Annotated in this window: 23 protein-coding genes; 4 read left to right on the top strand and 19 right to left on the bottom strand. The window is 60.3% G+C overall.

The window, feature by feature from the left end:
• The first annotated feature begins 35 nt into the window (after positions 1–35).
• From NV64_RS09590 to NV64_RS09605, 4 genes are all read left to right on the top strand, one after another.
• Positions 36–956, top strand: a complete 921-nt coding sequence (locus NV64_RS09590) for an aminotransferase class IV (RefSeq protein ID WP_056236440.1) — start codon at positions 36–38, stop codon at positions 954–956.
• Between the two features lie 43 nt (positions 957–999).
• Positions 1,000–1,833 (top strand): transporter substrate-binding domain-containing protein, encoded by an 834-nt coding sequence (locus NV64_RS09595; protein ID WP_101505809.1) that lies wholly within the window; start codon positions 1,000–1,002, stop codon positions 1,831–1,833.
• 168 nt (positions 1,834–2,001) lie between these two features.
• Positions 2,002–2,679, top strand: a complete 678-nt coding sequence (locus NV64_RS09600) for an amino acid ABC transporter permease (protein ID WP_056236446.1) — start codon at positions 2,002–2,004, stop codon at positions 2,677–2,679.
• A gap of 19 nt (positions 2,680–2,698) precedes the next feature.
• Complete coding sequence (locus tag NV64_RS09605) at positions 2,699–3,364, top strand: amino acid ABC transporter permease (RefSeq protein WP_101505810.1); 666 nt, start codon at positions 2,699–2,701, stop codon at positions 3,362–3,364.
• Positions 3,365–3,578: 214 nt separating this feature from the next.
• Here NV64_RS09605 and NV64_RS09610 read toward each other — a convergent pair whose 3' ends face one another.
• The 19 genes from NV64_RS09610 to pxpB all read right to left on the bottom strand — a co-directional run bounded on the left by NV64_RS09610 (position 3,579) and on the right by pxpB (position 22,460).
• Positions 3,579–4,439, bottom strand: a complete 861-nt coding sequence (locus NV64_RS09610) for a PfkB family carbohydrate kinase (RefSeq protein WP_101505811.1) — start codon at positions 4,437–4,439, stop codon at positions 3,579–3,581.
• Between the two features lies 1 nt (position 4,440).
• Positions 4,441–5,298 carry a MurR/RpiR family transcriptional regulator gene (locus NV64_RS09615; protein WP_056236451.1) on the bottom strand — a complete coding sequence of 286 codons (858 nt, stop codon included), beginning with the start codon at positions 5,296–5,298 and terminating at the stop codon, positions 4,441–4,443.
• Entirely contained in the window at positions 5,298–6,269 is a 972-nt protein-coding gene (locus tag NV64_RS09620; protein ID WP_056236453.1) for an ABC transporter permease, read from the bottom strand. The genes NV64_RS09615 and NV64_RS09620 overlap by 1 nt, the downstream gene beginning before the upstream one ends.
• A 24-nt stretch (positions 6,270–6,293) precedes the next feature.
• Positions 6,294–7,787, bottom strand: a complete 1,494-nt coding sequence (locus NV64_RS09625) for a sugar ABC transporter ATP-binding protein (protein WP_101505812.1) — start codon at positions 7,785–7,787, stop codon at positions 6,294–6,296.
• Between the two features lie 20 nt (positions 7,788–7,807).
• The gene (locus tag NV64_RS09630; RefSeq protein WP_101505813.1) at positions 7,808–8,851 is read right to left on the bottom strand and encodes a substrate-binding domain-containing protein; all 1,044 of its coding nucleotides are present in this window, start codon (positions 8,849–8,851) and stop codon (positions 7,808–7,810) included.
• Between the two features lie 44 nt (positions 8,852–8,895).
• The gene (locus NV64_RS09635; RefSeq protein ID WP_056236459.1) at positions 8,896–9,876 is read right to left on the bottom strand and encodes a TIM barrel protein; all 981 of its coding nucleotides are present in this window, start codon (positions 9,874–9,876) and stop codon (positions 8,896–8,898) included.
• A gap of 471 nt (positions 9,877–10,347) precedes the next feature.
• Entirely contained in the window at positions 10,348–11,190 is an 843-nt protein-coding gene (licT, locus tag NV64_RS09640) for a BglG family transcription antiterminator LicT (RefSeq protein WP_056237152.1), read from the bottom strand.
• A 43-nt stretch (positions 11,191–11,233) separates the two neighbouring features.
• Positions 11,234–12,646, bottom strand: a complete 1,413-nt coding sequence (locus NV64_RS09645) for a glycoside hydrolase family 1 protein (protein WP_101505814.1) — start codon at positions 12,644–12,646, stop codon at positions 11,234–11,236.
• Positions 12,643–14,751 carry a glucose PTS transporter subunit IIA gene (locus tag NV64_RS09650; protein WP_101505815.1) on the bottom strand — a complete coding sequence of 703 codons (2,109 nt, stop codon included), beginning with the start codon at positions 14,749–14,751 and terminating at the stop codon, positions 12,643–12,645. The genes NV64_RS09645 and NV64_RS09650 overlap by 4 nt, the downstream gene beginning before the upstream one ends.
• A gap of 211 nt (positions 14,752–14,962) precedes the next feature.
• Positions 14,963–15,382, bottom strand: coding sequence for a hypothetical protein (locus NV64_RS23140; protein ID WP_146005470.1), 420 nt, complete (start codon positions 15,380–15,382; stop codon positions 14,963–14,965).
• A 240-nt stretch (positions 15,383–15,622) separates the two neighbouring features.
• Positions 15,623–16,465 carry an ABC transporter substrate-binding protein gene (locus NV64_RS09655; RefSeq protein ID WP_056236464.1) on the bottom strand — a complete coding sequence of 281 codons (843 nt, stop codon included), beginning with the start codon at positions 16,463–16,465 and terminating at the stop codon, positions 15,623–15,625.
• 24 nt (positions 16,466–16,489) lie between these two features.
• Positions 16,490–17,227: an amino acid ABC transporter ATP-binding protein gene (locus tag NV64_RS09660; RefSeq protein ID WP_056236466.1), complete on the bottom strand. Its 738-nt coding sequence runs from the start codon at positions 17,225–17,227 to the stop codon at positions 16,490–16,492.
• Positions 17,228–17,230: 3 nt separating this feature from the next.
• Positions 17,231–17,989 (bottom strand): amino acid ABC transporter permease, encoded by a 759-nt coding sequence (locus tag NV64_RS09665; protein WP_056236467.1) that lies wholly within the window; start codon positions 17,987–17,989, stop codon positions 17,231–17,233.
• A gap of 5 nt (positions 17,990–17,994) precedes the next feature.
• On the bottom strand, positions 17,995–18,696 hold the full coding sequence (locus NV64_RS09670; RefSeq protein WP_101505816.1) for an amino acid ABC transporter permease: 702 nt from the start codon (positions 18,694–18,696) through the stop codon (positions 17,995–17,997).
• 26 nt (positions 18,697–18,722) lie between these two features.
• Complete coding sequence (locus NV64_RS09675) at positions 18,723–19,475, bottom strand: SDR family oxidoreductase (RefSeq protein ID WP_101505817.1); 753 nt, start codon at positions 19,473–19,475, stop codon at positions 18,723–18,725.
• 129 nt (positions 19,476–19,604) lie between these two features.
• Entirely contained in the window at positions 19,605–20,378 is a 774-nt protein-coding gene (locus tag NV64_RS09680; RefSeq protein WP_101505818.1) for a LamB/YcsF family protein, read from the bottom strand.
• A complete protein-coding gene (locus tag NV64_RS09685) occupies positions 20,365–20,808 on the bottom strand; it encodes a hypothetical protein (protein WP_101505819.1) in 444 nt (147 codons plus the stop codon). Before NV64_RS09685 ends, NV64_RS09680 begins: the two co-directional genes overlap by 14 nt.
• A 9-nt stretch (positions 20,809–20,817) precedes the next feature.
• Entirely contained in the window at positions 20,818–21,792 is a 975-nt protein-coding gene (locus tag NV64_RS09690) for a biotin-dependent carboxyltransferase family protein (RefSeq protein ID WP_101505820.1), read from the bottom strand.
• Entirely contained in the window at positions 21,789–22,460 is a 672-nt protein-coding gene (gene pxpB, locus NV64_RS09695) for a 5-oxoprolinase subunit PxpB (protein ID WP_101505821.1), read from the bottom strand. The genes NV64_RS09690 and pxpB overlap by 4 nt, the downstream gene beginning before the upstream one ends.
• Positions 22,461–22,702: the final 242 nt, after the last annotated feature.

The following is a 22,702-nucleotide window of genomic DNA, read 5'->3' on the forward strand; positions in this document are numbered from 1 at the left end:
CGCTTCCACCAGGGCATTTTACGTAAGGAACCATCATGAGCATTACGCCTTCCGGCACCAGCGCACAGGGCTATATCCCTGACGAGCGCAACGAGAACGTGATTGTTTACGTTAACGGCGAGTTTGTGCCGAAACATCAGGCCACGGTGTCGATTTTTGACAGCGGCTTTGTGCTGGGAGACGGCGTCTGGGAGGGGCTGCGGCTGGTTAACGGTAAGCTGCTGGCCATCGACCAGCACCTTACCCGACTGTTCGACGGGGCGAAGTCGATTGAGCTGGATATCGGCGTCGATAAGGCCGGCATGCTGGCACTGATTGAAGAAACGTTGCGACGTAACCAGATGCACGACGGCGTGCATATCCGTCTGATGGTCACCCGCGGTAAAAAACACACGCCAAACCAGGATCCGCGCTTTGCGCTGGGCCAGGCGACCATCGTGATCGTCGCCGAGTTTAAGGTGATTGATAACGCGAAAAAAAGTCAGGGTCTGTCGCTGTTTACCTCCACCTACCGCTGCAGCGGCCCGGACGTGTTCGACCTGCGCCTCAACTCACACAGCCGCCTGAACTTTATTCAGGCGCTGATCCAGGCAATCAACGCCGGTGCCGACGAAGCGCTGATGCTCGATCCGCACGGCTTTGTCGCCAGCTGTAACTCCACCAACTTCTTTATCGTGCGCGGGGATGAGCTCTGGACCTCCAGCGGGCGCTTCAACTTCAACGGCATCACCCATAAAACGGTGATGCGGCTGGCGCGTGAGGCGGGTATTACCCTGGTGGTGGGTGATTACACCCTCGCCGAGGTCTACACCGCCGATGAAGCCTTTATTACCGGTACGCTGGGCGGCCTTACCCCGGTGGTGCGCGTGGATGGTAAGACCATCGGCAGCGGCCAGCCGGGGGCGCTGACCGCACGCCTCTCCGCCCTTTATGAACACTACACCCAGGCCGGCTAAGGTGCGTTAAGCCACCACAGCGGCCCATAACCCGAGGTAATTTATGAACGTATGGCATCGTCCTTTGCGTCGGCTGTTTGCCGCCGCCCTGCTTGGCAGCACGCTGTTCTCAGCCGCCGCCAGCGCTGCAGACTCCACCTGGGATCAGATTCATGAGACTAAACAGCTGCGCCTTGGCGTGGCGCCTGGCGATCCGTGGTACTACAAAGACCCGATTAGCGGCCAGTGGACCGGGGTGGGTTATAAGCTTGGCGAGAAGATTGCTGCGGATCTCGGCGTGAAGCTGGTGCCGGTGGAGACCACCTACGGCAACGTTGCGGCAGCTATTCAGGCCAATCAGATCGACCTGCTGCTGGTGCTTGACGCCACCGCCGAACGTAAAAAAGCGCTGGCGTTCCCGGAAGCGCCGCTGCTGTGGTACAAGCAGGGCGTGCTGGTGAAAGACGGCATCAAAGCCGACAGCTGGGACGACCTTAACCGCCCTGACGTGCGCATTGGCGTGACCCTCGGCAGCTCGACCGACCGCGATCTGACCCAGCGTCTGCCGAAAGCGCAGATCCAGCGCTTCGCCAACACCGATGAGACCGTTGCCGCGTTTATGTCGAAACGCATCGACGGTTTTGCCTTCTACCATCCGGCGCTGGCAATTGCCCTGTCGCACATCCGTACCGGCAACCTGGTCGTGCCGACCCCGGTGGTGCAGCTGTCCAGCAGCATCGGCCTGCGCAAAGAGAGCGACCCGCGCTTCCTCAACTACATCAACCAGGAAGTGATCAAGCTGAACGCCAGCGGTGAGGTGCAGAAAACCTTTAGCGAGTATATGACTTCTAAAGGGCTGGATGCCAAAGCCATTCCGGGCGTGACGGCGGATCGGTAACCGGTGTGCCTAATACGGCCGGCGCGGAAGCGGTCGCCAGCAACAGGGTAACCGGCCGTCAACTGACCGGTGTAGCGTAGCGGGCTAAATCGCCGTGCGCTGCCCGGCAGCAGAATGTGCAACAGATCACTGGCGCATTGCGCTGTGGCAAGGGCAGCAGGAGAAGGTATGCAGTATCAGTGGGATTTTAGCGGCGTCTGGCAGCAGCGGGCGCTGCTGCTGGAGGGGCTGCTCGGCACCGCGCAGCTGGCGCTGGCGGCGATCCTGATCGGCATCCTGGTCGGCGGCGTGGTGGCGCTGATGATGATGTCACCTAAGCGCGTGCTGCGGCTGCCGGCGAAGGTATTTATCGACTTTTTCCGCAATACGCCGCCGCTGGTACACTTTTTCTGGTGCTTCTACGCCCTGCCGCTGGTCAGCGGCATTACGCTGTCGCCCTACTGGGCGGCGGCCATCGCCCTCTCCACCCAGTCCGGCGCCTTCTACGCCGAGGTGTTTCGCGGCGGCATCCAGTCAGTGGAGCGCGGCCAGTGGGAAGGCGCAAAAGCGATCGGCATGAGCCACCGTCGCGCCCTGTGGCGGGTGATCCTGCCGCAGGCGCTGCGCCGGATGAGCGGGCCGTTTGTCGAACGCACCTTCGAGCTGATTAAAACCACTTCGCTGGCCTCCACCCTCGCCTACAGCGACGTGATCTATAAAGCAATGCAGGTCAACAGCATGCTGTTCCGCCCGCTGGAGATCTACACCGTGATCGCCGGGCTGTTCTTTATTTCGCTGCTGCTGCTCAGCCAGCTGGCGCGCATCGCTGAATACCGCCTCGCCCGCTACAGTCGGGCGCAGGATTAAAACATGGGAGTAAACCACCGTGGAATTTAGCTGGGACAGCGCCGTGGTATGGACCAGCCTGCCGGTGCTGGGGCGCGGCATTATACTGACCGTAGAACTTTGGGCTGTCGCTTTTCCGCTGGGCATGCTGGCCGGCGCGCTGTTCAGCCTTGGCCGCACCTCGGGTAGCCGCCTGTTAAACGGCCTGAGCATCGCCTGGGTGGAAGTGTTCCGCAATACCCCGGTGCTGATCCAGCTGATCTGGTTCTACTACGCCCTGCCGGTGCTGACCGGCGTGCAGCTGTCGCCGCTGCAGGCCTCGCTGCTGGCGCTGGGCCTCAACACCTCCGCCTACTGCTGCGAGATTTTCCGCAGCGGTATTCAGTCGGTGGCACAGGGGCAGTGGGAAGGAGCAAAAGCGATCGGCATGCGTAAAGCGCAGATCCTGCGGCGCATTATCTTCCCGCAGGTGTTCAAACGCATGCTGCCCGCGCTGACCAACCGCGGCATCGAGATGGCGAAAATGACCTCGCTGTGTTCAGTGCTGTCGGTGCAGGAGATTATGTATCAGGGGCGGCTGCTCAGCGCCGCGTACTACCGCCCGCTGGAGATCTTCACCTGCGTGGCGCTGATCTACTTCCTGGTGATCTGGCCGTTAAGCCTGCTTTCCGGGCAGCTGGAGAAGAGATGGAGCCGGTCGGACTAAGCCGGTGCGCTACGCCCTGGCTGACGCAGGGGTGAAATGCGTGACTTACGTACCCGATGATAAAAATTTTCGCGCCAGTTTTGGTCACCTTCATCAGGGTGTGAATCCGCGGAAGTAAGCACCCGGGCAACAATTTGACGGCAAGAAAAAGCCCCGAATACAGCAGCATCCAGGGCCTGGTGATTAGAGAAATCTGCCGTCACGGCGGGCGGTGTTACGCCGCCGGGCGTGAAACGTGTTCAGCGGCCGCCTGATTGGCACGCGCAACGGCGGTGGAGAGCGGCTCGCCCTGCAACAGCGTGGCGCACAGCATACCCATAAAGCAGTCCCCCGCGCCGTGAGTGCTGACCAGGGCCACCTTTTGTGCGGCCAGCGATTGCGCAGGCTGGCCCGCTTCCACCCAGGCCACGCCGTGTTCACCGGCGGTGACCACCACCGCCGGATAGTGCTGGCCGAGCGCCTGAGCGGCCAGCAGCGCATCGGCAAGGCTGTTGACGCTGATGCCGCTCATATCACGCGCTTCCACGCCGTTCACCACCAGCAGATCGAGGCAGGCGATCAGCGCCGGGCTTAACGGCCGCGCCGGGGCGGCGTTGATGCACACCGGGATCGCCCGCTGGCGGGCAGCCTGTGCCGCGGCGAGGTTCACCGCGTCCGTGACCTCATTCTGCAGCACCAGCATCCCCACCTGCTGCCACAGTGACGCTTCCGCCAGCGCCTGGGGTTCGATCAGGGTATTTGCCCCTGATACCACCACCGCGCCGTAGTCGCCTTCGGCATCCTGGATCGCCACGCTCATCCCGGAAGGTTCACCGGCTTTTACCGCCACCCGGCTGTCAATGCCGTGCTCGTCTAATACCGCCAGCAAAAATGCTCCGGGCGCATCGTCGCCGACCGCGCCCGCGAAGCGCACTGCCGCCCCCGCCCGCGCGGCGGCCACCGCCTGATTACCACCTTTACCGCCGAATTTGTAGCTGCAGCGGCTGCCGATCACCGTTTCGCCCTTTTCCGGGCGATGATCGGCCTGCAGCATAATGTCGTAATGGAGACTGCCGGTGACTAAGATCTGACTCATGCTAATATTCTCTGAGGTCCTGGACCGCCTGCTGGGTCTTCATCAGGTTTTTCTCCGCCGTTTTCAGATCCTTCTGCGCTATCGCCACAAACAGGGCATCCAGAATATTCAGCTGGGCGATGCGTGACGCGGCGTTTTCCCCGAGCAGGTGCGATCCCTGAGAGGTTGAAGTGAGCACCACCTGCGCATTACGCGCAATCGGCGACTCGGCGTAGTTGGTAATTGCAATCACTTTGGCCCCGTTACGCGCTGCCAGCTTAATCGGGTCGTTCACCGCACGGGTGGCACCGGAATGGCTGATGGCGATCACCGCATCATCATCCGCTAATACCGCCGCCGACATCAGCATAATATGCGCATCGTCATAGACGGTGGTTTTGATACCGATCTTAAGCAGCTTGTGGCTTAAATCCCGCGCAACGGTGGCTGAACCCCCCACCGCGTAGAGATCGATATGCCGCGCCTTAAATAAGATCTCTGCCGCCCGGTTGAACTCAGAAATATCCAGAATCGACATGGTCTCTTCCATGGCCTGTATCGAGGTTCTGAATACTTTTGCCAGTAATTGCTCCGACGAGTCATCCGCTTCAATTTCCGCATGCAGCCCGGCCACTTCTGAATAGTTGTAGAACAGCAGGCTGCTCCTGAACTCACGAAAACCGGAGAAATTCAATTTCTTGGCAATTTTCACCACCATCGCCTCGGAAACATTATTGGCCTGCGCGATCTCTTTAATTGAGGTCTGCTCGGTTAAATCTGTTTTCGAGGTGATTGAATCCACCACTTTTCTTTCCAGCGGGGTCAGGCCGGGTAATCTCATGCGTATTTGAGCGCCAATGGCTCGCGGATCCTGCTTCATTACTTGCCTCGTGTCGCTCTGTCTATCAACATCGCTATGATAATTATAAGGCCGGTGGCAAGCAATTGATAAAACGCCTGAATATTTAGCAGCGTCAGGCCGTTACGCAGCGAACCGAGGATCACCGCGCCGATCAGCGTACCGACAATGCTGCCCTTGCCGCCCATCAGCGACGCGCCGCCGATCGCCGCGGCGGCAATCGCATCCAGCTCCCACAGGTTGCCGAGCGTTGGCTCTGCCGCGCCAAGGCGACCGATCAGGATCAGCGAGGCCAGCGAGGCCAGCAGCCCGGAGATCACATAGACCGTAACCTTGGTGCGTTTCACCGGCACCCCGGCCACCCGCGCCGCCTCTTCGTTGCCACCCACCGCCAGAATATACTCGCCCAGCGGGGTCTTATTCATCACCACCCACAGCAGCAGCGCAATCGCCACTACGATCAGAATCGGCGCTGGCACGCCAAACGGCGCGCTGTTAATCAGGTTACGAAACTCCATCGGAATACCAAAAATCGGGTTACCGTTGGTGAAAATCAGCGACAGCGCGCGGAACAGCGACAGGCCGCCGAGGGTAACGATAAACGGCTGCAGCCCGGCATAAGCGATCAGCGTGCCGCTGAACACCCCGCACAGCGCGCCGACGCCCAGCGTGGCCATCACCGCCAGCGGCACCGGCACGCCGGCGACCATCAGCGTGGCTCCCAGCACCGCAGACAGCGCTGCGGTCGGCCCCACCGACAGGTCAATACCGCCGGAGATAATCACCAGCGTCATTCCCAGCGCAATAATCGCGTTAATGGATGACTGCTGCAAAATATTCAGCAGGTTAGGCAGAGTCCAGAACACCGGTGACAGCAGCGAGAACGTCACGACAATGATTATCAGGCCAATCAGCGTACCGGCATCGCGCAGATTAAATTTAAACAGCGCGGCGGTGGGCAGCCCAGGTTGAGTCTTATCTTGCGTCATCATGTTATTACCTTAGAAAGTCAATTCTTAAGCCAGTTCGTTAATCGCATAACGGGCGATATTCTCTTCGGTGATTGCATCACCCTGCAGTTCACGGGTTATTTTCCCTTCCCGCATCACCAGAACCCGGTCTGAAATACGCATTATTTCCGGCATCTCGGAGGAGACCACTACAATGGCTTTCCCCTGGCGGGCCAGCTTTTCAATTAAATTATAGATTTCTGATTTGGCACCAATATCAATACCGCGCGTTGGTTCATCAAACAGGAAGACTTTATTATCCGCCGCCACCCAGCGGCCGATAATCACCTTCTGCTGATTGCCGCCGCTTAAGGTACCAATCGGTTTTTCAATATTTAACGGTCGCAGATTCAGATCGGTCATCACCTGCAGCGCCAGCGCGTCCAGCTTACGCTGCCGCAGCAGCCCCTGACGGGTGAACTGCGCCATCGAGGGCAGCGCCATATTCATCTTTACCGCCCGCTGTTTGATAATGCCCTCTTTTTTACGGTCCTCCGGCACCAGCCCAATACCGGCTTTAATCGCCCGGCTGACGTTGAGATTTTTCACCGCCACGCCGTCGACCCAGACTTCACCGCAGCTCTTCTTATCGATACCGGCGATCAGTTTGAGCAACTCGGTGCGCCCGGCACCGACCAGCCCGGCAATGCCCAGCACTTCGCCGGCGCGCACGCTGAAACTGGCGGGCAGCACCGCCGTACCGCGCCCGACGCCCTCCAGCCGCAGCACCTCACGGTCGGTGATATACGACTGATGCTGGACCTTGTCGATCTTACGGCCAACCATTTTGGTGACGATACTCTCTTCGGTTTCGTCACAGATGTTAACCACCCCCACCTGCCTGCCGTCACGCAGGATGGTGGCGCGATCGCAGACTTTGAAAATCTCATTCATCTTGTGCGACACGTAAATCAGCGCCACGTTCATCGCCTTCAGGTCGCCGATCAGCTCGGCCAGGCGATCGAACTCGCGCGGCGTCAGGCTGGAGGTCGGCTCATCCATGGCGATGATTTTTGCTTCATCAAGCAGCGCACGGGCGATCTCGACAATCTGCTGCTGCGAGACCTTGAGATTCTTGATCGGCTCATCCGGATCGATGCTCGGATCCAGGCGACGCAGGATGCTTTTGGCTTTGGCATACTGCGCCTTACGGTCAACGAAAAAACCCGCCCCGCGCGTTAGCGGCCGGCCGAGAAACATGTTCTGCGCGACGGAGAGTTCAGGAACGTGCTGTAACTCCTGGTGGATCATGGCGATACCGGCCTGACGCGCCGACAGCGGGTTTTTCATCTGGATGGTGACGCCGTCAACGCAGATCTCACCGCCGTCCGCCAGCCGCACGCCGGAGAGAATATTCAGCAGCGTGGATTTCCCCGCGCCGTTCTCGCCGATCAGCGCATGGACTTCGCCGGGACGCACCGAAAAATCAACGCCCTGTAATGCGGCCGCGCTGCCGTAGCTTTTACTGATAGCACGCATGGTTAAACTGAACTGTTCCATTATCCCCTCCGTCACCCGCATTACTGCTGCTGTGCCAGCAGCTGACGCAGCTTCGCGTTGTCTTTGGTCGAGAAAGCCTCAGCGTTGTCTTTGGTGATCAGCGCCTGCGGGGTGGAGACCACGCGGGAGATTTTCTGGCCGTTAATCAGACGCAGCATCACTTCCATCGCCACTTCGCCGGTCAGCACCGGGAAGCTGTCCACGGTGCCGGTCAGCTCGCCGCGCTTGATGGAAGCATAGGCGTCGGAGATGCCGTCGGTGCCAAATACGGCGGTCTGCTTGCTTTTATCCTGTGCCCGCACCGCTTCGACCACGCCCAGCGCCATGCCGTCGTTGTTGGCATAGAAGCCGATCAGATCCGGGTGTTGCTGCAGAATGGTGGAGGCGGCGTTATAGGCATTCTCGCGGCTCCAGTTGGCCGGCACGCTGGCGACGACGGTGAACTTGCCGTTTTTACTGATGGTTTCGCGGAAGCCTTTGGTGCGCTGCCCGGCGGCATAGACGCCCGGCTGCCCCTCAACGATCGCCACCTTGCCGCCCTGCGGATAGTGCTGGATAAACCACTGCGCCACGCGCACGCCGTTATCCTTCTGCACGTTGCCGACGTAGTGTGACGCGTTCGGCATCACCGCATCGTTAACGTTGACTACCGGAATGCCTTTGCTTTTGGCCACTTCATAGGCCGGCTGCAGGTTGGCGTCGGTCTGCGGTGACACCAGCAGGCCGTTAAAGCCCTGCGAGATCAGCGTTTCCGCAATCGACAGCTGGCCCAGCTGATCGTCTTCATTCGCCGCCGCCTGGTACTCAACGGTGAAACCATATTTCGCGCCGCTGGCCTTGTAGCCATCGCCCAGCGATCGCCAGTATTCGTTGGTCAGGGTTTTTGATACGCCACCAATTTTCAGCGTTTTCGCCGGAGCCGGTAACGGGCCATATTTTTCCGTCAGCTGCGTCCAGTCGGTACGATCCGCTTCGGTGTCAGACTGCAACGGTGGCAGATCGGCGGCATACGCGGTGGTGCTCAGCAGGGTAACGGCGAGTACAGAGAGTAAGGTTCTTTTCATGATCGATCCTGATATTGTTGTTAGATGGATTGTCCAGAGAAAAACTATCGTGCCAGCATGATGTCGTTAATAATCTGCTGGGAGGTCACCGCGTCCTGACGGCTGATTGCATCATGCAATTCGGTATTATTATCCAGCCGATCGCACAGTTTCAGTAAACGGGTCACCGTGGCGATGTTGGTTTCGGCTTCGCGCACCGGGTCGAGGCCGCTGGCGTCCGGGAAGGTATCGAAGTAGTAGGCGCCCTTGTAGCCGTCACGCTTCATCTGCCAGAGGAATTCCAGCGTGGCGCGCGGGTTAACGGCACCGACCATCAGGCCGTCGTCACGTTTTCCCCAGCCGTCATTCAGATCCAGCCCGAGCAGGCGCGAACGGCGTGCCACCATCGCCGCCGCAAAGGCCGGCACCTCATTGGCAAACAGCACGTGGGCAAAATCGAGGGTTACACCGAGGTTCGGGCAACCGGCTTCTTCCACCGCCAGCAGGCAGGTGGTGACGTTGGGGAAGATGGCAAAAGCACGCGGCTCGTTGGGCTTGTACTCGATGCTGACGTCCATATCGCCGGCATATTCCGCCACTTCACGCACGGCGCTGACCGCGTCTTCCCAGATCTTCTTGTAATCCGCCTGGAAGCAGTAGTCGAAACCATCCTGCCCCATCCACAGGGTCATAATGCTGGCACCGAACTCGCGACCGGCGTCGATGCCGCGCTTGGTCAGCTCGATCGCCTGGCGGCGCACTTTCGGGTCCGGGTTGGTGTAGGCACCGATTTTAAATTCTGGCGCATCCCAGCGCATCTGCATGCCGTTTACTGCCAGCCCGACGTCCGCGATCTTCTGCCGCATGGTGTTGATATCGTCAGTGATGTGCTGCGGATAGTTTAAATCGAGGTGGGTCAGCCCCTTCGCGGTGGCCGCACGCTCAATCATCTGCAGCACGGTAGGTTTGCCCTTCAGCTCCGGCCAGTAGCGCCAGGCCCCGGAGGCAAAGGAGTTAAGGCGGGTGGCAAATTTCAGTTCCGACATGGCATGTCCTTGATCAGGTTGTTTGTGAATTACTTTACAACTTCACGATTATTTGTGAACAAGTGCATTAATATCACTGTGCTTCTGCGACGGCAAGCCCGGCTGAGGGATTAATCACCGATTTGAGACGCGATTCACGAATTTTTAACGTGGAGGAACGCGGGGTTATCTCGGCCCGCAAAGTGCGCAGGGTGCGCAGGGTGCGCCTGCAGGCTTTATGGCAGGTGGCAGGTGGCAGGTGGCAGGTGGCAGGTGGCAGATGGCAGATGGCAGATGACAGATGGAGAGTGTTACAGGACAAAGGGAACGGACAAATGTACGATGCCAGATGCCAGACAGTTGCTTTCAGCCTTGGATCGTTAGCAAAGACAGCCGGGAAGTACACAACCTGACTCAGTGCAGGAAAGGATGGCGCGAGTTAAAGCAAAGGCGGCAAGTGTGACAGGCGCGCTTCGCCTGCCCCTCCTCCGCCTACGGTTCATCCGGGCTGGCGATACGCACCAGGTGGATCATCAGATAGAGTAATTCGTCGCTGGTCAGCGTTACCTGGAGCAGGTTATGAACATATTCGGCGATCAGCTGGCTGGCGCGGTAGTGGCGCGGATACTCGCGGCTGACCTGGGCGAAGATAAAGTCCTCTCTGGCGACGATCTGCCGCCCCTCGATCATCCGCTGAATAAAGAACTGCAGGTGGGTGAGGAAACGCTGGTAGTTAAGTGAATCCTCATCCAGCGTCACGTTAAAGTGATACTTAACGATATTGAAAATATCCTTCAGCATCTTCACCGACAGCAGGGTCGATTCCATATTCTGCACGTCGGTCTGGCCATTGACCAGGTGAAAGGCGATATTGCCCGCCTCCTCGTCCGGCAGCCGGATATTCAGCTGCTGGTTGAGGCCGGCGACCGCCTGCTGCGCCACGCTGAACTCACGCGGGTAGAAACGTTTCACCTCGGCCAGCAGACGGTTCTGGATCACCATGCCCTTCTGGAAACGCTCGATGGCAAAACAGATATGGTCCACCAGGGTAAAGAACAGCTGCTCGCTGAAGCGGGCGTTGAGCCGCGTGCTGGCATCGTCGATCAGCGCCTGCACCAGTGGCAGCAGGTATTCCGGCGAGTTGGCGATCACCCGCAGGTAGTCCCGCGAGGTCTGGCTGCCCTGCACCACGAAGATCTTCTCGATTTTCTCCGGGTCCAGGGTATCGCCGACGTTGCTGTTAAAGCCGATGCCTTTACCCATCACAATAACTTCGTCATGGCCGGGCGTGCTGGATAACACCAGACTGTTATTCAGCACTTTGGCTACCGTCATTTTTTCCATTTCACCACCCGGCCATTATCTGTCTGGCTCTGTTTTACAAGGTCTGACCGTTGCTGGCAATCACCCGCTGATACCAGCCGAAACTCTGCTTACGGATGCGCCGCAGATCCTTCAGGTCATGCTCGCCGCGGTTAACGTAAATAAAGCCGTAGCGCTTACCGTACCCCTGATGGGTGCTGACCACATCGATCGCTGACCACGGGCAGTAGCCCATCACCGGCACGCCGTCCGCCAGCGCCAGCTGCACCTGCTGAATATGCTGGCGCAGAAAGTCGATGCGGTAATCATCGGCGATGGTTCCGTCAGCCTGCAGTTCATCCGGCGCACCGATGCCGTTTTCCGCGATCAGGATCGGCAGATGATAACGCTCGTACGTCTTGCGCAGCGTCAGGCGCAGCCCGACCGGGTCAACCACCCAGCCGTAACGGGTTTTGCCGACGAACGGATTCTCCGCCGCGCGGTACACCCCCGGCTCCCCCAGCATGATCTGCTGATCCCCGGCGCGTGCGCTGACGTCTGACGCATCGCCGCGGCTGGCGGCAATGGTCGCCGTCGAGTAGTAGTTGATGGCGACATAGTCCGGCTTGCCCTGCAGCAGGATCGCCGCATCCCCCTCGGCCATGTCCGGGGCAAGGCCGCGATCGGTAAGGTAGCGCCAGTGCAGCATGTTATAACGCCCGTGCACCGCCAGGTCGAGGAAGCTCCAGCCGCGCAACGTTTCCCAGTTATGCGCGGCGATGGCATCTTCCGGCTTACAGTGCTCCGGGTACATTGAGGTGGTATTGATCGCCGGGCCGATCTTCGCCGCCGGCAGCATCCGGTGGCACAGTGCCATTACCTGCGCCTGCGCCAGCATCATATGGTGGTTCTGCTGCCACAGCGATTTCGCCGTCGGTGGCACCCCGCCCGGCGGCAGGCCGACGGCGCCGGGGTGCAGGATCAGCGTATTCTGCTCGTTGATGGTCAGCCAGTGGCGTACGCTGTCGCCAAACAGGCTGAACAGCGTGCGCGCATAGCCGACAAAAGCGTCGATGGTTGCCCGGTTCTCCCAGCCGCCCTGCTGCTGCAGGCACCAGGGCAGATCAAAGTGATACAGCGTGGCGATCGGCTCGATGCCGTGGCGGTTTAGTTCGTCGACCAGACGCCGGTAAAACGCCACTCCGGCCGGGTTCACCTCGCCGGTGCCGCCGGGAATGATCCGCGTCCAGGCGATGGAGAAGCGGTAGGCTTTCAGTCCGAGTTCGGCAAACAGCCGTACATCCTCAATGCAGCGGTGGTAGTGGTCGCTGGCGACGGTAAAGTCTGCGGTGTCGGCTGAATGCTGGTACATGTCAATCACCGACGGGCTTTTGCCGTCTTCATTCCACGCCCCCTCCACCTGATACGCTGAAGTGGAGGCGCCCCATAAAAAGCCTGCCGGAAACGGCGACGGTTGTTGATAGATCATGCTGTTTTCTCCCCTGACCGGGCGCTCAGCGCCAGCAGCGCTGCACCGGTCTCCACCTGACCGCTGGCGGTGACGGCAGTGACGGCAGTGACGGACTGATAATCTTCACTGTTAACCACCAGCACCGGCGTTATCAGCGGATAGCCAGCCGCCGCGATCGCCGCGATATCGAAGGTGACCAGCACCTCACCGACGCTGACCCGATCGCCCACCTGCAGTGACGAGGTAAAGTGTTCACCGTTAAGATTAACGGTATCGATGCCGATATGGATCAGCACTTCCGCCCCGCCGTCGGATTTGATGCCCACCGCGTGTTTTGACGGCAGGAAGGTCATCACCTCACCCGCCACCGGCGAGACCAGCACGCCGCGATCCGGTTCGATCGCCACGCCCTGGCCGAGCAGACCAAGGGAGAACACGTCATCCGGCACCGCCGACAGCGGCAGCACCCGTCCGCTGAGCGGGCTGAGCAGGGTTTCGCTGCGCAGGGCATTGGCCTGCGGTGTCTGAACCGCACTACTACAGGACGCAGTTGCTAACGTGGCGACCTCACCGCTGTCCGGCAACGACTGCACTGAAGCACAAGTTGCCCGGGCCTGAACAGTGCCCATCACGCTGGCATTCACGGGTTGGCTGGCTAAGCCATTAACGCCCGCGGCCTGAGCAGCGGTCACGCCAGCAGCCTGCGCTGCGCGGGTAGCTTCGCCCTGACGCGCAGTCTCTGCGGCATCCTGTTGTGGTGCATCCGCAACCGGCTGCGGATCGTCAAAACCGAGCACCCAGGTCAGCGCAAATGTGACCACGATGGCAATCAGACAGGTGATCAGCGCGTGGACGATGTTCATCGGATTTTCCCCGATAAAGGCCGGCAGCGCCGCCAGCCCCGGTGAGACAAAGGCGTAACGCACTACGCCGCTCAGTCCGGCGTAAATCCCGGCGCAGCCGCCGCCGATCATTGCGGCAATCAGCGGTCGTTTCAGCTTCAGCGTCACCCCGTACAGCGAAGGCTCGGTGATCCCCAGCAGCGCGGTAAAACCGGCGGACGACGCCAGCTGCTTCAGATCTTTGTTTTTGGTTTTCAGCGCCACGCACAGGGTAGCGGCACCCTGGGCAATGTTTGACGCCAGCATCCCCGGACCGTTGATGGTTTCAAAGCCCTGGCGGCTCAGCTGCATAGTGGCAATCGGCGTCATCGCCCACGCCGTGCCGGTGATCACCAGGAACGGCTGCAGCCCGCCCATCAGCATCGGAATCAGCCAGCTGGCACGGCCATCGATCGCCGCCGCGCCGGTGGCCACCAGGTCGTTAAGCAGAATGCCAAACGGCCCGATTGCCACCAGCGCCAGCGGTGCGGTAACCAGCAGCACGATCATCGGTTTGGTAAAGAAGGTGATCATCGACGGCGACACCCGCTCGGCGAACCGTTCCACCCACGACATAATCCACACGGTGAAGATGATCGGCAGTACCGAACCGGCATAATCGGCCAGCCGTACGTCGATACCGATAAAGGTAATCTCACCGCCCTTCGCCAGCATCTGCGCCAGGTTCGGGTGCAGCAGTGCCCCGGCTATGGTCATCGCCAGGATTGGGTTGCAGGCGAATTTGATCGCCGCGCCGTAAGCCAGCAGTACCGGCAGGAAGAAAAACGCGGCATCGGCAATGGTATCCAGCAGCTGATAGGTGGTACTGGCGGCGGTAATCAGCCCGCTCAGTTTGAGGATCGCCAGCAGCGCTTTGATCATCCCGGCCCCGGTAATCGCCGGGATCACCGGGGTAAAGGTGGTGGAGATCACGCTGATAATCTGGCTGAACACCCCGCCTTTGCTGGCGCTGGCCACCGGCTTCACGCCGGCTGTGCCGCTGCCGGCATCCAGCATGGTGCGGTAGGTTTGCTGTACCTGGTTGCCGATCACAATCTGAAACTGGCCGCCGCTCTCCACCACCCCGATCACCCCAGGCAGCTGCTCTATCGCTTTGTCCTGTACCTGACTGCGGTCGCTGAATTCAAGACGCAGGCGCGTGGCGCAGTGCGTTAACCTGATAATATTCGCCTTACCGCCGCACAGTGCGATAATGTCGTGGCCGAGCTGTTTATAATTCATACTTCACCCCTGAAAAAAACCAAAAAAAAAGACCAAAATAGAAATGCCCCCCAAAAAATAAGGGTGAGCATTTTTATTTTGGTCTTGCCTGCATTACCAGTGACATGCCGTAATAAAAACGTGCGGCAACCTGTACTGCCGTTGCGCCGCGATTATCGTCAGCGTTAACACGGCCTGGCAAGTCTGGAGAGATCAGAATGGGATCTGGTTCTCATCTTTTCTTAGGGATGACGGTATCCGTGCCTTCTGCCACCCTCCTTGCTTCCAGCAGATCGCTCTTTCTGCCATGAGGCAGGCTTCCTTCAAAAGAGCGATTCCACGGCCACTCTGAACCATAAATGCTCTCAAGTGCATCTGAAACCGCATTACGAATCACCACTTCACATACCTGTAAAGGTGCCAGTAGCGCGCCCGAAATGACCGCGTTCCAGGTATATAAGCCCAGCGGGGCGGGGTCATCCACACTTTTCGTCACCACTGCACGTTCAAAAGTTGACAGCCTGGCATCAGATAATGCCCGCCGAACGGCCCGGATAACGGAGGTTACTCCTTTCCTGACCGAATCTACACCTGCTTTCCGCGTGTGAAAATCCTCATTCCAGGCCTGTAGCGCACCTTTGCGAGCCCCCACGCAACGCTTCTGCACTGGCTGCAAACCGGCCATTTGGCCTGTGAAGAACGTTTCATCTCTATCCGGCGAAAGTCAGTCGTAAGGGATGCGAGACACATTCGGCAAACGTTGAAATAAGGGATGCGGGGCCTGTTCGGTTAAAGCTGAAGTATGGATGCCGGGAGGCCTGCTGATTACGGGGGGAGCTGGCGTGCGGTAAGGACGTGTGGGATCCCCCCACACGCCCGGCGATCGGCGGTATTATTCCAGCGCTTCAAACTTCAGCCCGCTGAGCGGCTGCACCTTCTCTTCGCGCACCATTTTGTATTCGGTTTGCGGCCCCAGCCAGCGCTGCCAGATGGCGTCGATCTCACCGTCCTTCTCCATCGTCGCCAGACTTTCGTTGACCTTTTTCAGCAGCGCGTCGTCATCCTTTTTCATCCCCACCGCCACCGGCTCCAGCGCCATCGGCTCTTTGATAATCGCCAGCTTCACGCCGTCGGCACCGGCGCGGTTAACCATCTGCAGCGCGGTCATCCCGTTGGTGACAAAGCCCAGCGACTTATTCTGCTGCAGCGCCAGGTAGGCGGAGGCGGTGTCCTGGAAGGTCACCGGGCGGGCACCGGCCAGGCGGATTGCCTGCTCTGAGGTGGAGCCTTTCGTCGAGCTAAGGCGTTTGTCTTTGAAATCTGCCGGGGTTTTCGCCGCGTTGGCCTCCTTAACGACCAGCACCTCTTTGGCGATATAGTACGGGTCGCTGTAGGCGATCTGCCGCGCGCGGCTTTTGGTGTAAGCGAGGTTGGCGATCAGTACGTCAGCACGTCCGGTGGTCAGAATGGCGATGCGCGCCTCAACCGACACCGGCATCAGGTTAGCTTTTACGCCCAGCTGCTTTGCCAGCGCGTGGCAGAGGTCAACATCCATGCCCGCCAGTTCGCGGGTTTTCGGATCCGGTGAGGAGAACGGCGGCGTGTCGCTGTAAACGCCACAGTTCAGCGATCCACGGCTGGTGATGTCGCTTAAGGTGTCCGCACGGGCGGAGAGACTGGTGCTCAGCAGTAATGGCAAACAGAGTGCCAGTGACAGCGGAAAAGGTTTTCTCATCGTTTTCAGGCTCCGGTTATTATTTTAATGCTGACGCAGGTCAGTGAGGAAACGCTGCGCACGCGGGTGCTGCGGCTGGGTGAAGAAGCTCTGCGGCTGGGCTTTCTCCAGTATTTTGCCTTCATCCATAAACCAGATGGTGTCGGCGACTTCACGGGCAAAATTCATCTCATGGGTGACGCACATCATGGTCATACCTTCGTTCGCCAGGCTGCGCATCACGCTCAGCACTTCGCCGACCATCTCCGGGTCAAGCGCCGAGGTCGGCTCGTCGAACAGCATCACCGGCGGTTTCATCGCCAGCGCGCGGGCAATCGCCACGCGCTGCTGCTGGCCGCCGGAGAGCTGCGCCGGCCAGGCGTTAGCCTTGTGCGCCAGCCCGACGCGATCCAGCAGCGCCAGCGCCTGCTGCTTCGCCTCGGCTTTGCGCACGCCCAGCACTTTGACTGGCGAGATCATGATGTTGTCCAGCACCGACAGGTGCGGGAACAGATTAAAGCTCTGAAACACAAAACCGATGCGCGATCGCAACTGGTTCTGCTGGGTGCTGCTGCCGTGAATGTCCTGGCCGTCAAAGACGATCTGCCCTTCCTGGATCGGCTCCAGCCGGTTAACGGTGCGGATCAGCGTCGATTTGCCGGAACCGGACGGCCCGCACACCACCACCACCTCGCCGCTGTTCACTTCCGCATTGAGATCGGCAAGCGCGTGATAGGCACCGTACCATTTGTTCACCTGGTTAAAGCGAATAATCGGATTCATGCGTTACTCCTCGATAGCGGATTTGGTTGCCAGTGAGACACTGCGCTGCGGCACGGCGGCCTGCTCATCCCGGTTGCGCCTGGCATTGATGCGACGTTCCAGCCAGCCGGCGAACCAGGTCAGGCTGAAGCAGATGATGTAGTAACTGATGGCGACAATGGCGAACACCTGAAACGGCTTGGTCAGCAGCTGGTTGTTGACCTGGTTGGCGGCATAGGTCAGCTCCGGCACGTTGATCACGTAGCCGAGGGTACTGTCCTTGATGATGGAGACCAGCTGGCTGACCAGGCTTGGCAGCATATTGAACAGCGCCTGCGGCAGGATCACCTGCCGGAAGGTGCGGGTGTAGCTCATGCCCAGCGCACGGGAGGCTTCGTACTGCCCTTTCGGCAGCGCCTGAATACCGGCACGCACGATTTCGGCAATATAGGCGCTCTCATACACCACCAGCGTGCAGAGCATGGTGCCGAAGCCGCTCAGCGTGTGCCCCAGCACCAGCGGCACGCAGAAGTAGGTCCAGAACACCACCATCAGCAGCGGCACGCCGCGCAGCACGTAAACCCAGGCGGTGGCCGGCCAGCGCAGAATACGGAACGGCGAGATACGGGCCATACCGAGCAGCACGCCCACCGGCAGCGCCAGCACAATCGCCGACAGCGACACCAGCAGCGTACAGAGCACTCCGCCCAGCGGGCCGTTGGGGTACTGCCCCATCAGGAACAGCATGCCGTTCTGCTGTAAAATCGTCAGCATTTCACTCATTCAGCCTACCTCGCAGTGACACGGTGGAAACGCTGCGCCAGCAGCGCGCCTGCGGCCATCAGCAGCAGGGAGAAGACCAGGTAACAGAACGTCGAGACCAGATACGCTTCGAAGGTGCGGAAGGTGTAGTTCTCGATTTCCCGGGTCACGTAGGTCAGGTCGGCAACGCCTATCACCATCGCCAGGCTGGTATTTTTAAACAGCAGCACGGTGTGGTTAATCAGCGCCGGCAGCGCGTTGCGCACCCCCTGCGGCAGAATAATCAGCCGCATTGACTGCACGTAGCTCATGCCCAGCGCGCGTGCCGCCTCGCTCTGCCCGTCCGGCGTGGCGCGCAGGCCGCTGCGGATATCCTCCGAGAAGTAGGCCGACTGGCACATGCCCAGCGCCACCAGCGAGAACAGGAACTCGGCGTTGAAGTCGTTCAGCCACATCTGCACCGACTCCGGCAGCAGCGTGGGGATGGCGAAATACCACATCATCAGCTGGATCAGGGTCGGCACGTTGCGGTGGTAAGAGACCCAGGCCGCCACCAGCCACTCCAGCGGCCGCACTCTGGTCAGGCGGATCACCACCAGCACCATCGCCAGCACCATCGCCAGCAGCCAGGCACCCACCGCCAGCTGCAGCGTCAGCCACATGCCGTCAAGGATCATATGCCCGTACTGGCCGTGCAGAATGACGCTAAAATCGAGTGAACCGTTCATCAGCAAGGCCCTCAGTCAGTTACGCGTTAGCGCGGTGCATCACCGGGACGCATGGTGGACAGCCCGCCCGGCACCTGAAGCGTCGGGGTAATCTCGATATTGCCAATGTTCACCGCTACCGGTGCCGCGATGGCGAAGGCCACGGTATCGGCAATGTCTTTGGCCGTCGGCAGCTCGAAGCCGTCGATATACTGCTTACGCGCGCCCTCTTTATCGCCGCTGACGTTGCCGAAAATGTCGGTAGCAACGCGGCCCGGGCATACTTCGGTAATGCGCACGCGCTTGCCGTAACAGTCGACGCGCAGCTGGCGCGACAGCGCATGCACCCCGGCCTTGGTGGCGTGGTAGATCGAGTTGCCACCGAAGTTGTAAATCGCGGCAATCGAGGTGATGTTGATGACGTGGCCGCGATCGCGTTCTACCATGCCCGGCACCAGCAGGCGGCACAGGTGCAGCACCGCACGCAGGTTAACGTCGACCTGAGTCTCAATATGCTGCGCTTCGGACTGCAGGATTGAGCCCGGGTGCGAGACGCCGGCATTGTTGACCAGAATGTCGATCTCAAGGTCCTGACACAGTGCGGTCAGCGCCGCCACGTCAGAGACGTCGATGGCGTGCGGAATACAGCCGGTACGCGCGGCCAGCTGCTCCAGTTCGTTGTGGCGACGCGCCACGGCATGAACGACGATCCCTTCCTGGCACAAACGCTCAACGATCGCTTCACCCATTCCGGCTGAAGCACCGGTAACCAGCGCGGTTTTATAATCTGCAAACGGCATAGACTTCTCCTGATGTTCTTTTTGCTCTGTTTTGACTCTATCCGCTCATCGCGGTGAGGGGTAAGAGGGAAAGGCTTTAGGGCAATAAGGCTGCCTTATAGCGGCTATAGTAATAAGCTATGCCACTGTTTATTCATAGGAATGTTTCGATATCGGGATGATTTCCCCGCCCGCATTCGCAATATCCTGGCGCAGTTGTGCGATCAGTTGCAGCGCACCCGGGGTATCGCCATGCAGTAAAACCGACGAGATGTCCATCGCCAGCAGCGTGCCGTCAATAGCGTTGATGCTGCCGGTCTGCAACAGCGTCAGCACGCGCTGGCTGACCAGCAACGGATCGTGGATCACCGCCCCTGGCTCGCCGCGCGGTACCAGCAGCCCGTTTGCCTGATAGGCGCGGTCCGCCAGGAAGGTACAGGCCACCCGCAGCCCCAGCTCGCGGGCGCAGCGTTCAACGGCGTTACCGGCGGTGGTGCTGATAATGATGTCAGGATCGAACGCCTGCACCGCCGCCAGCAGCGGTCGCGCCAGAGCATCGTCCTCGGCGGCCATATTGCCCAGCGCGCCGTGAAAGCTCATATGGCTGAGCGGGTAGTCCTCTACGCGGGCAAAGGCGGCCAGCGCTCCCAGCTGATAAGTGACGTAATGCGCCAGGGTGGCGGTATCAATCTGCATGCGGCGGCGGCCAAAACCGGCCAGGTCGGGGAAGCCAACGTGCGCCCCGAGATCGACGCCGTGGCGTCTGGCCAGCGCCACGCTGGCCGCCATGATCGCCGCATCCCCGGCGTGAAACCCGCAGGCGACGTTGGCAGAGCTGATCAGTGCCATCAGTCCGGCGTCATCGCCCATGCGCCAGTCACCAAAGCCTTCGCCGAGATCGGCGTTAAGATCAATGGCTCTCATTTGCTGTCTCCTCTGTGATGACCTGTGCCACCGGCTGGCCGTACTCCACCCGCTGTCCATGACTGACCGTATAACCCGCCAGCCTGCCGCCGGTTTGAGCCCGTAACGGCAGACAGATCGGCCCGACCTGTAGCAGCGCCAGCAGATCGCCCGCCGCCACCGTCCCCTGCTCCTCCGCCAGCGCCTTGCCGGTGAGCGGGTCCTGCAGCCAGATATGGCCGGGCATCGATGCCGTAAGCGCCAGCGGTTCTGGCGGTGCTGGCGGTGCCTGTGGTTCCGGCGCGGCCACGGCATCGGCGGGTAATGCCGGTGCGCCACCCGGTTCACAGGTCATCCGCACGGCATAATCTGCACCTTTGATCTCGATGCTCTCCAGCCCGCTGCGGCGCAGCCGGCGGGCAATCGCCTGAATTTCACGAAATGCTAACATCCTGCCTCCTCAGGCCTGCTGTGGGCACAGCCGGTAGTCTTCAATACGCTGGCACAGGGCATCAAGCCACTGCTGACGCTCGCGCCCGGCGCCCTCCGCCTGCTGCCAGTTCACTTCCACAAACTGCACGCTGCTGCCCACCGGCACCTGGCCGAGCAGCCACATATCGGCGTCGATCACCGTGCCGAGTTTCGGATAGCCGCCGCTGGGCTGGGCATCGCGCATCTGAATAATCGGCTGACCGCTGTGGGTCACCTGGATAACCCCGGGGATGATGCCGTGAGAACGCATCTCCAGCGGGGTTTTCGCCACCAGGCCCTCGCCTTCCAGCCGGTAGCCATAGCGGTTGCTCTGCGGCGTGACGCGCCACTGCTGCTGCCAGAATCGCGCTACTGAGGCATCGGTAAAGGCGCGGTATTCGGCGGCGGGCAGCACCCGCACCTGCGGAATACCGGTCGGGTTATCGCTCAGCGCCAGCCGTGGCGGTGCGATACCGAAGTCGGTAGCACCCTGCCAGTCCGTCAGGCACGGGCTGAGGCAGTCACCCTGCTGCAGGCCACGGCCATGAAAACCACCAAACTCGCCGCGCAGCTGGGTACTGCGCGAGCCAAGTACAGTCGGCACGTCCACGCCGCCCGGCAGGTGCAGGTAGCTGCGTGCGGAGAAGCGCGAGGCGTGCAGGGTCAGCACGTCACCGGCGCGCGCCTGCGCCACCCACCAGGCCGGGATGCGCCGCTCTCCCAGCGTGGCGCTGCTGTCGCCACCGCTGAGGGCAAAGGCGCAGTCGCGGGTGAAGCGCAGACGGAACGGGAACAGCGGCACTTCGATGGCCGCGTCGTCCGGCTGATTGCCGAGCAGCGCGTTGCCAAGGCGCAGCGCCAGCGGATCCATCGCACCGGCGGTGCCGACGCCGTAGTGCAGCGCGCCGAAGCGGCCGTTGTCCTGCACGCTGGTCAGCGCGGTGGTACGTTCGATAACGATCATGCCAGCACCCGGCTTACCCGAAAGCGAATGCTGTCGCCGGGTTGCAGCCGCACCGGGGGTTCGGCGTGGGCATCAAAGAAGACGAAATCAGTGCGGCCGATGGTGTTCCAGCCGCTGGGGCCTGGCGAAGCCGAGACGCCGGTTTGCACGCCGCCTATTGATACCGATCCACCGGGAATGCTCTGCACCGGCGTGCTGCGGCGCGGGGTGGCGATCGCCGGGTCCATATTGCCGAGGTAGCAGTAGCCGGGATGGCTGCCGAGGGCGTAAACCGGATAAAGCGGTTCGCTGTGGCGCTGGACGATCTCCTGAATGGTCATGCCGGTGTGTTCGGCCACATCGCAGATATGCGGGCCGGGCTCACCGCCGTAGGTGACGTCCAGTTCGATGACGCGGCCGGAGAAGGTTTTGCTCTCGCCGCGCTGCCACTGGCGCTGCAATTGTTCGAACAGCGATGCGCCTTCGCGCAGCTGCGGGCCGAACACCAGCATCAGATTATTCATGCCCGGCACGACGCCACGGATGGCGTTGAGCTCCTGCGCGTAGTCCGCCAGCGCCCAGATGCGCTGCTGGTTTTCCAGGCTGAGTTCACCGGGGGCTTCGAACAGCACCGCGTGGGTGCCAAGCCAGCTGATTTGCGGGGTCTGTAACTGACGTGCTGGATCCATTCCATTTCCTCAACGTGGTATCCGCTAACGGAAAAACCGTGATGGGAACACTGTATCTTGTGGCTTTTGCCCGGGTGTAAGAGGGTTTCGCTTTAGGGTGATAAGAGAGCCTTATTACTGTTGGCTGTGGTGTTGCTGTCTTAGGGCGTGGCTTTCTGCTCTGGTGGTGGGTTCGGCCGCAGGCGAAAAGAACGCCGGGACGCTGCAAGTACGTCCCTGTAAGCTCGGGCGGCGCTCCCTGC

Source organism: Erwinia sp. B116 (genome assembly GCF_002865965.1).
Lineage (GTDB): Bacteria > Pseudomonadota > Gammaproteobacteria > Enterobacterales > Enterobacteriaceae > Erwinia.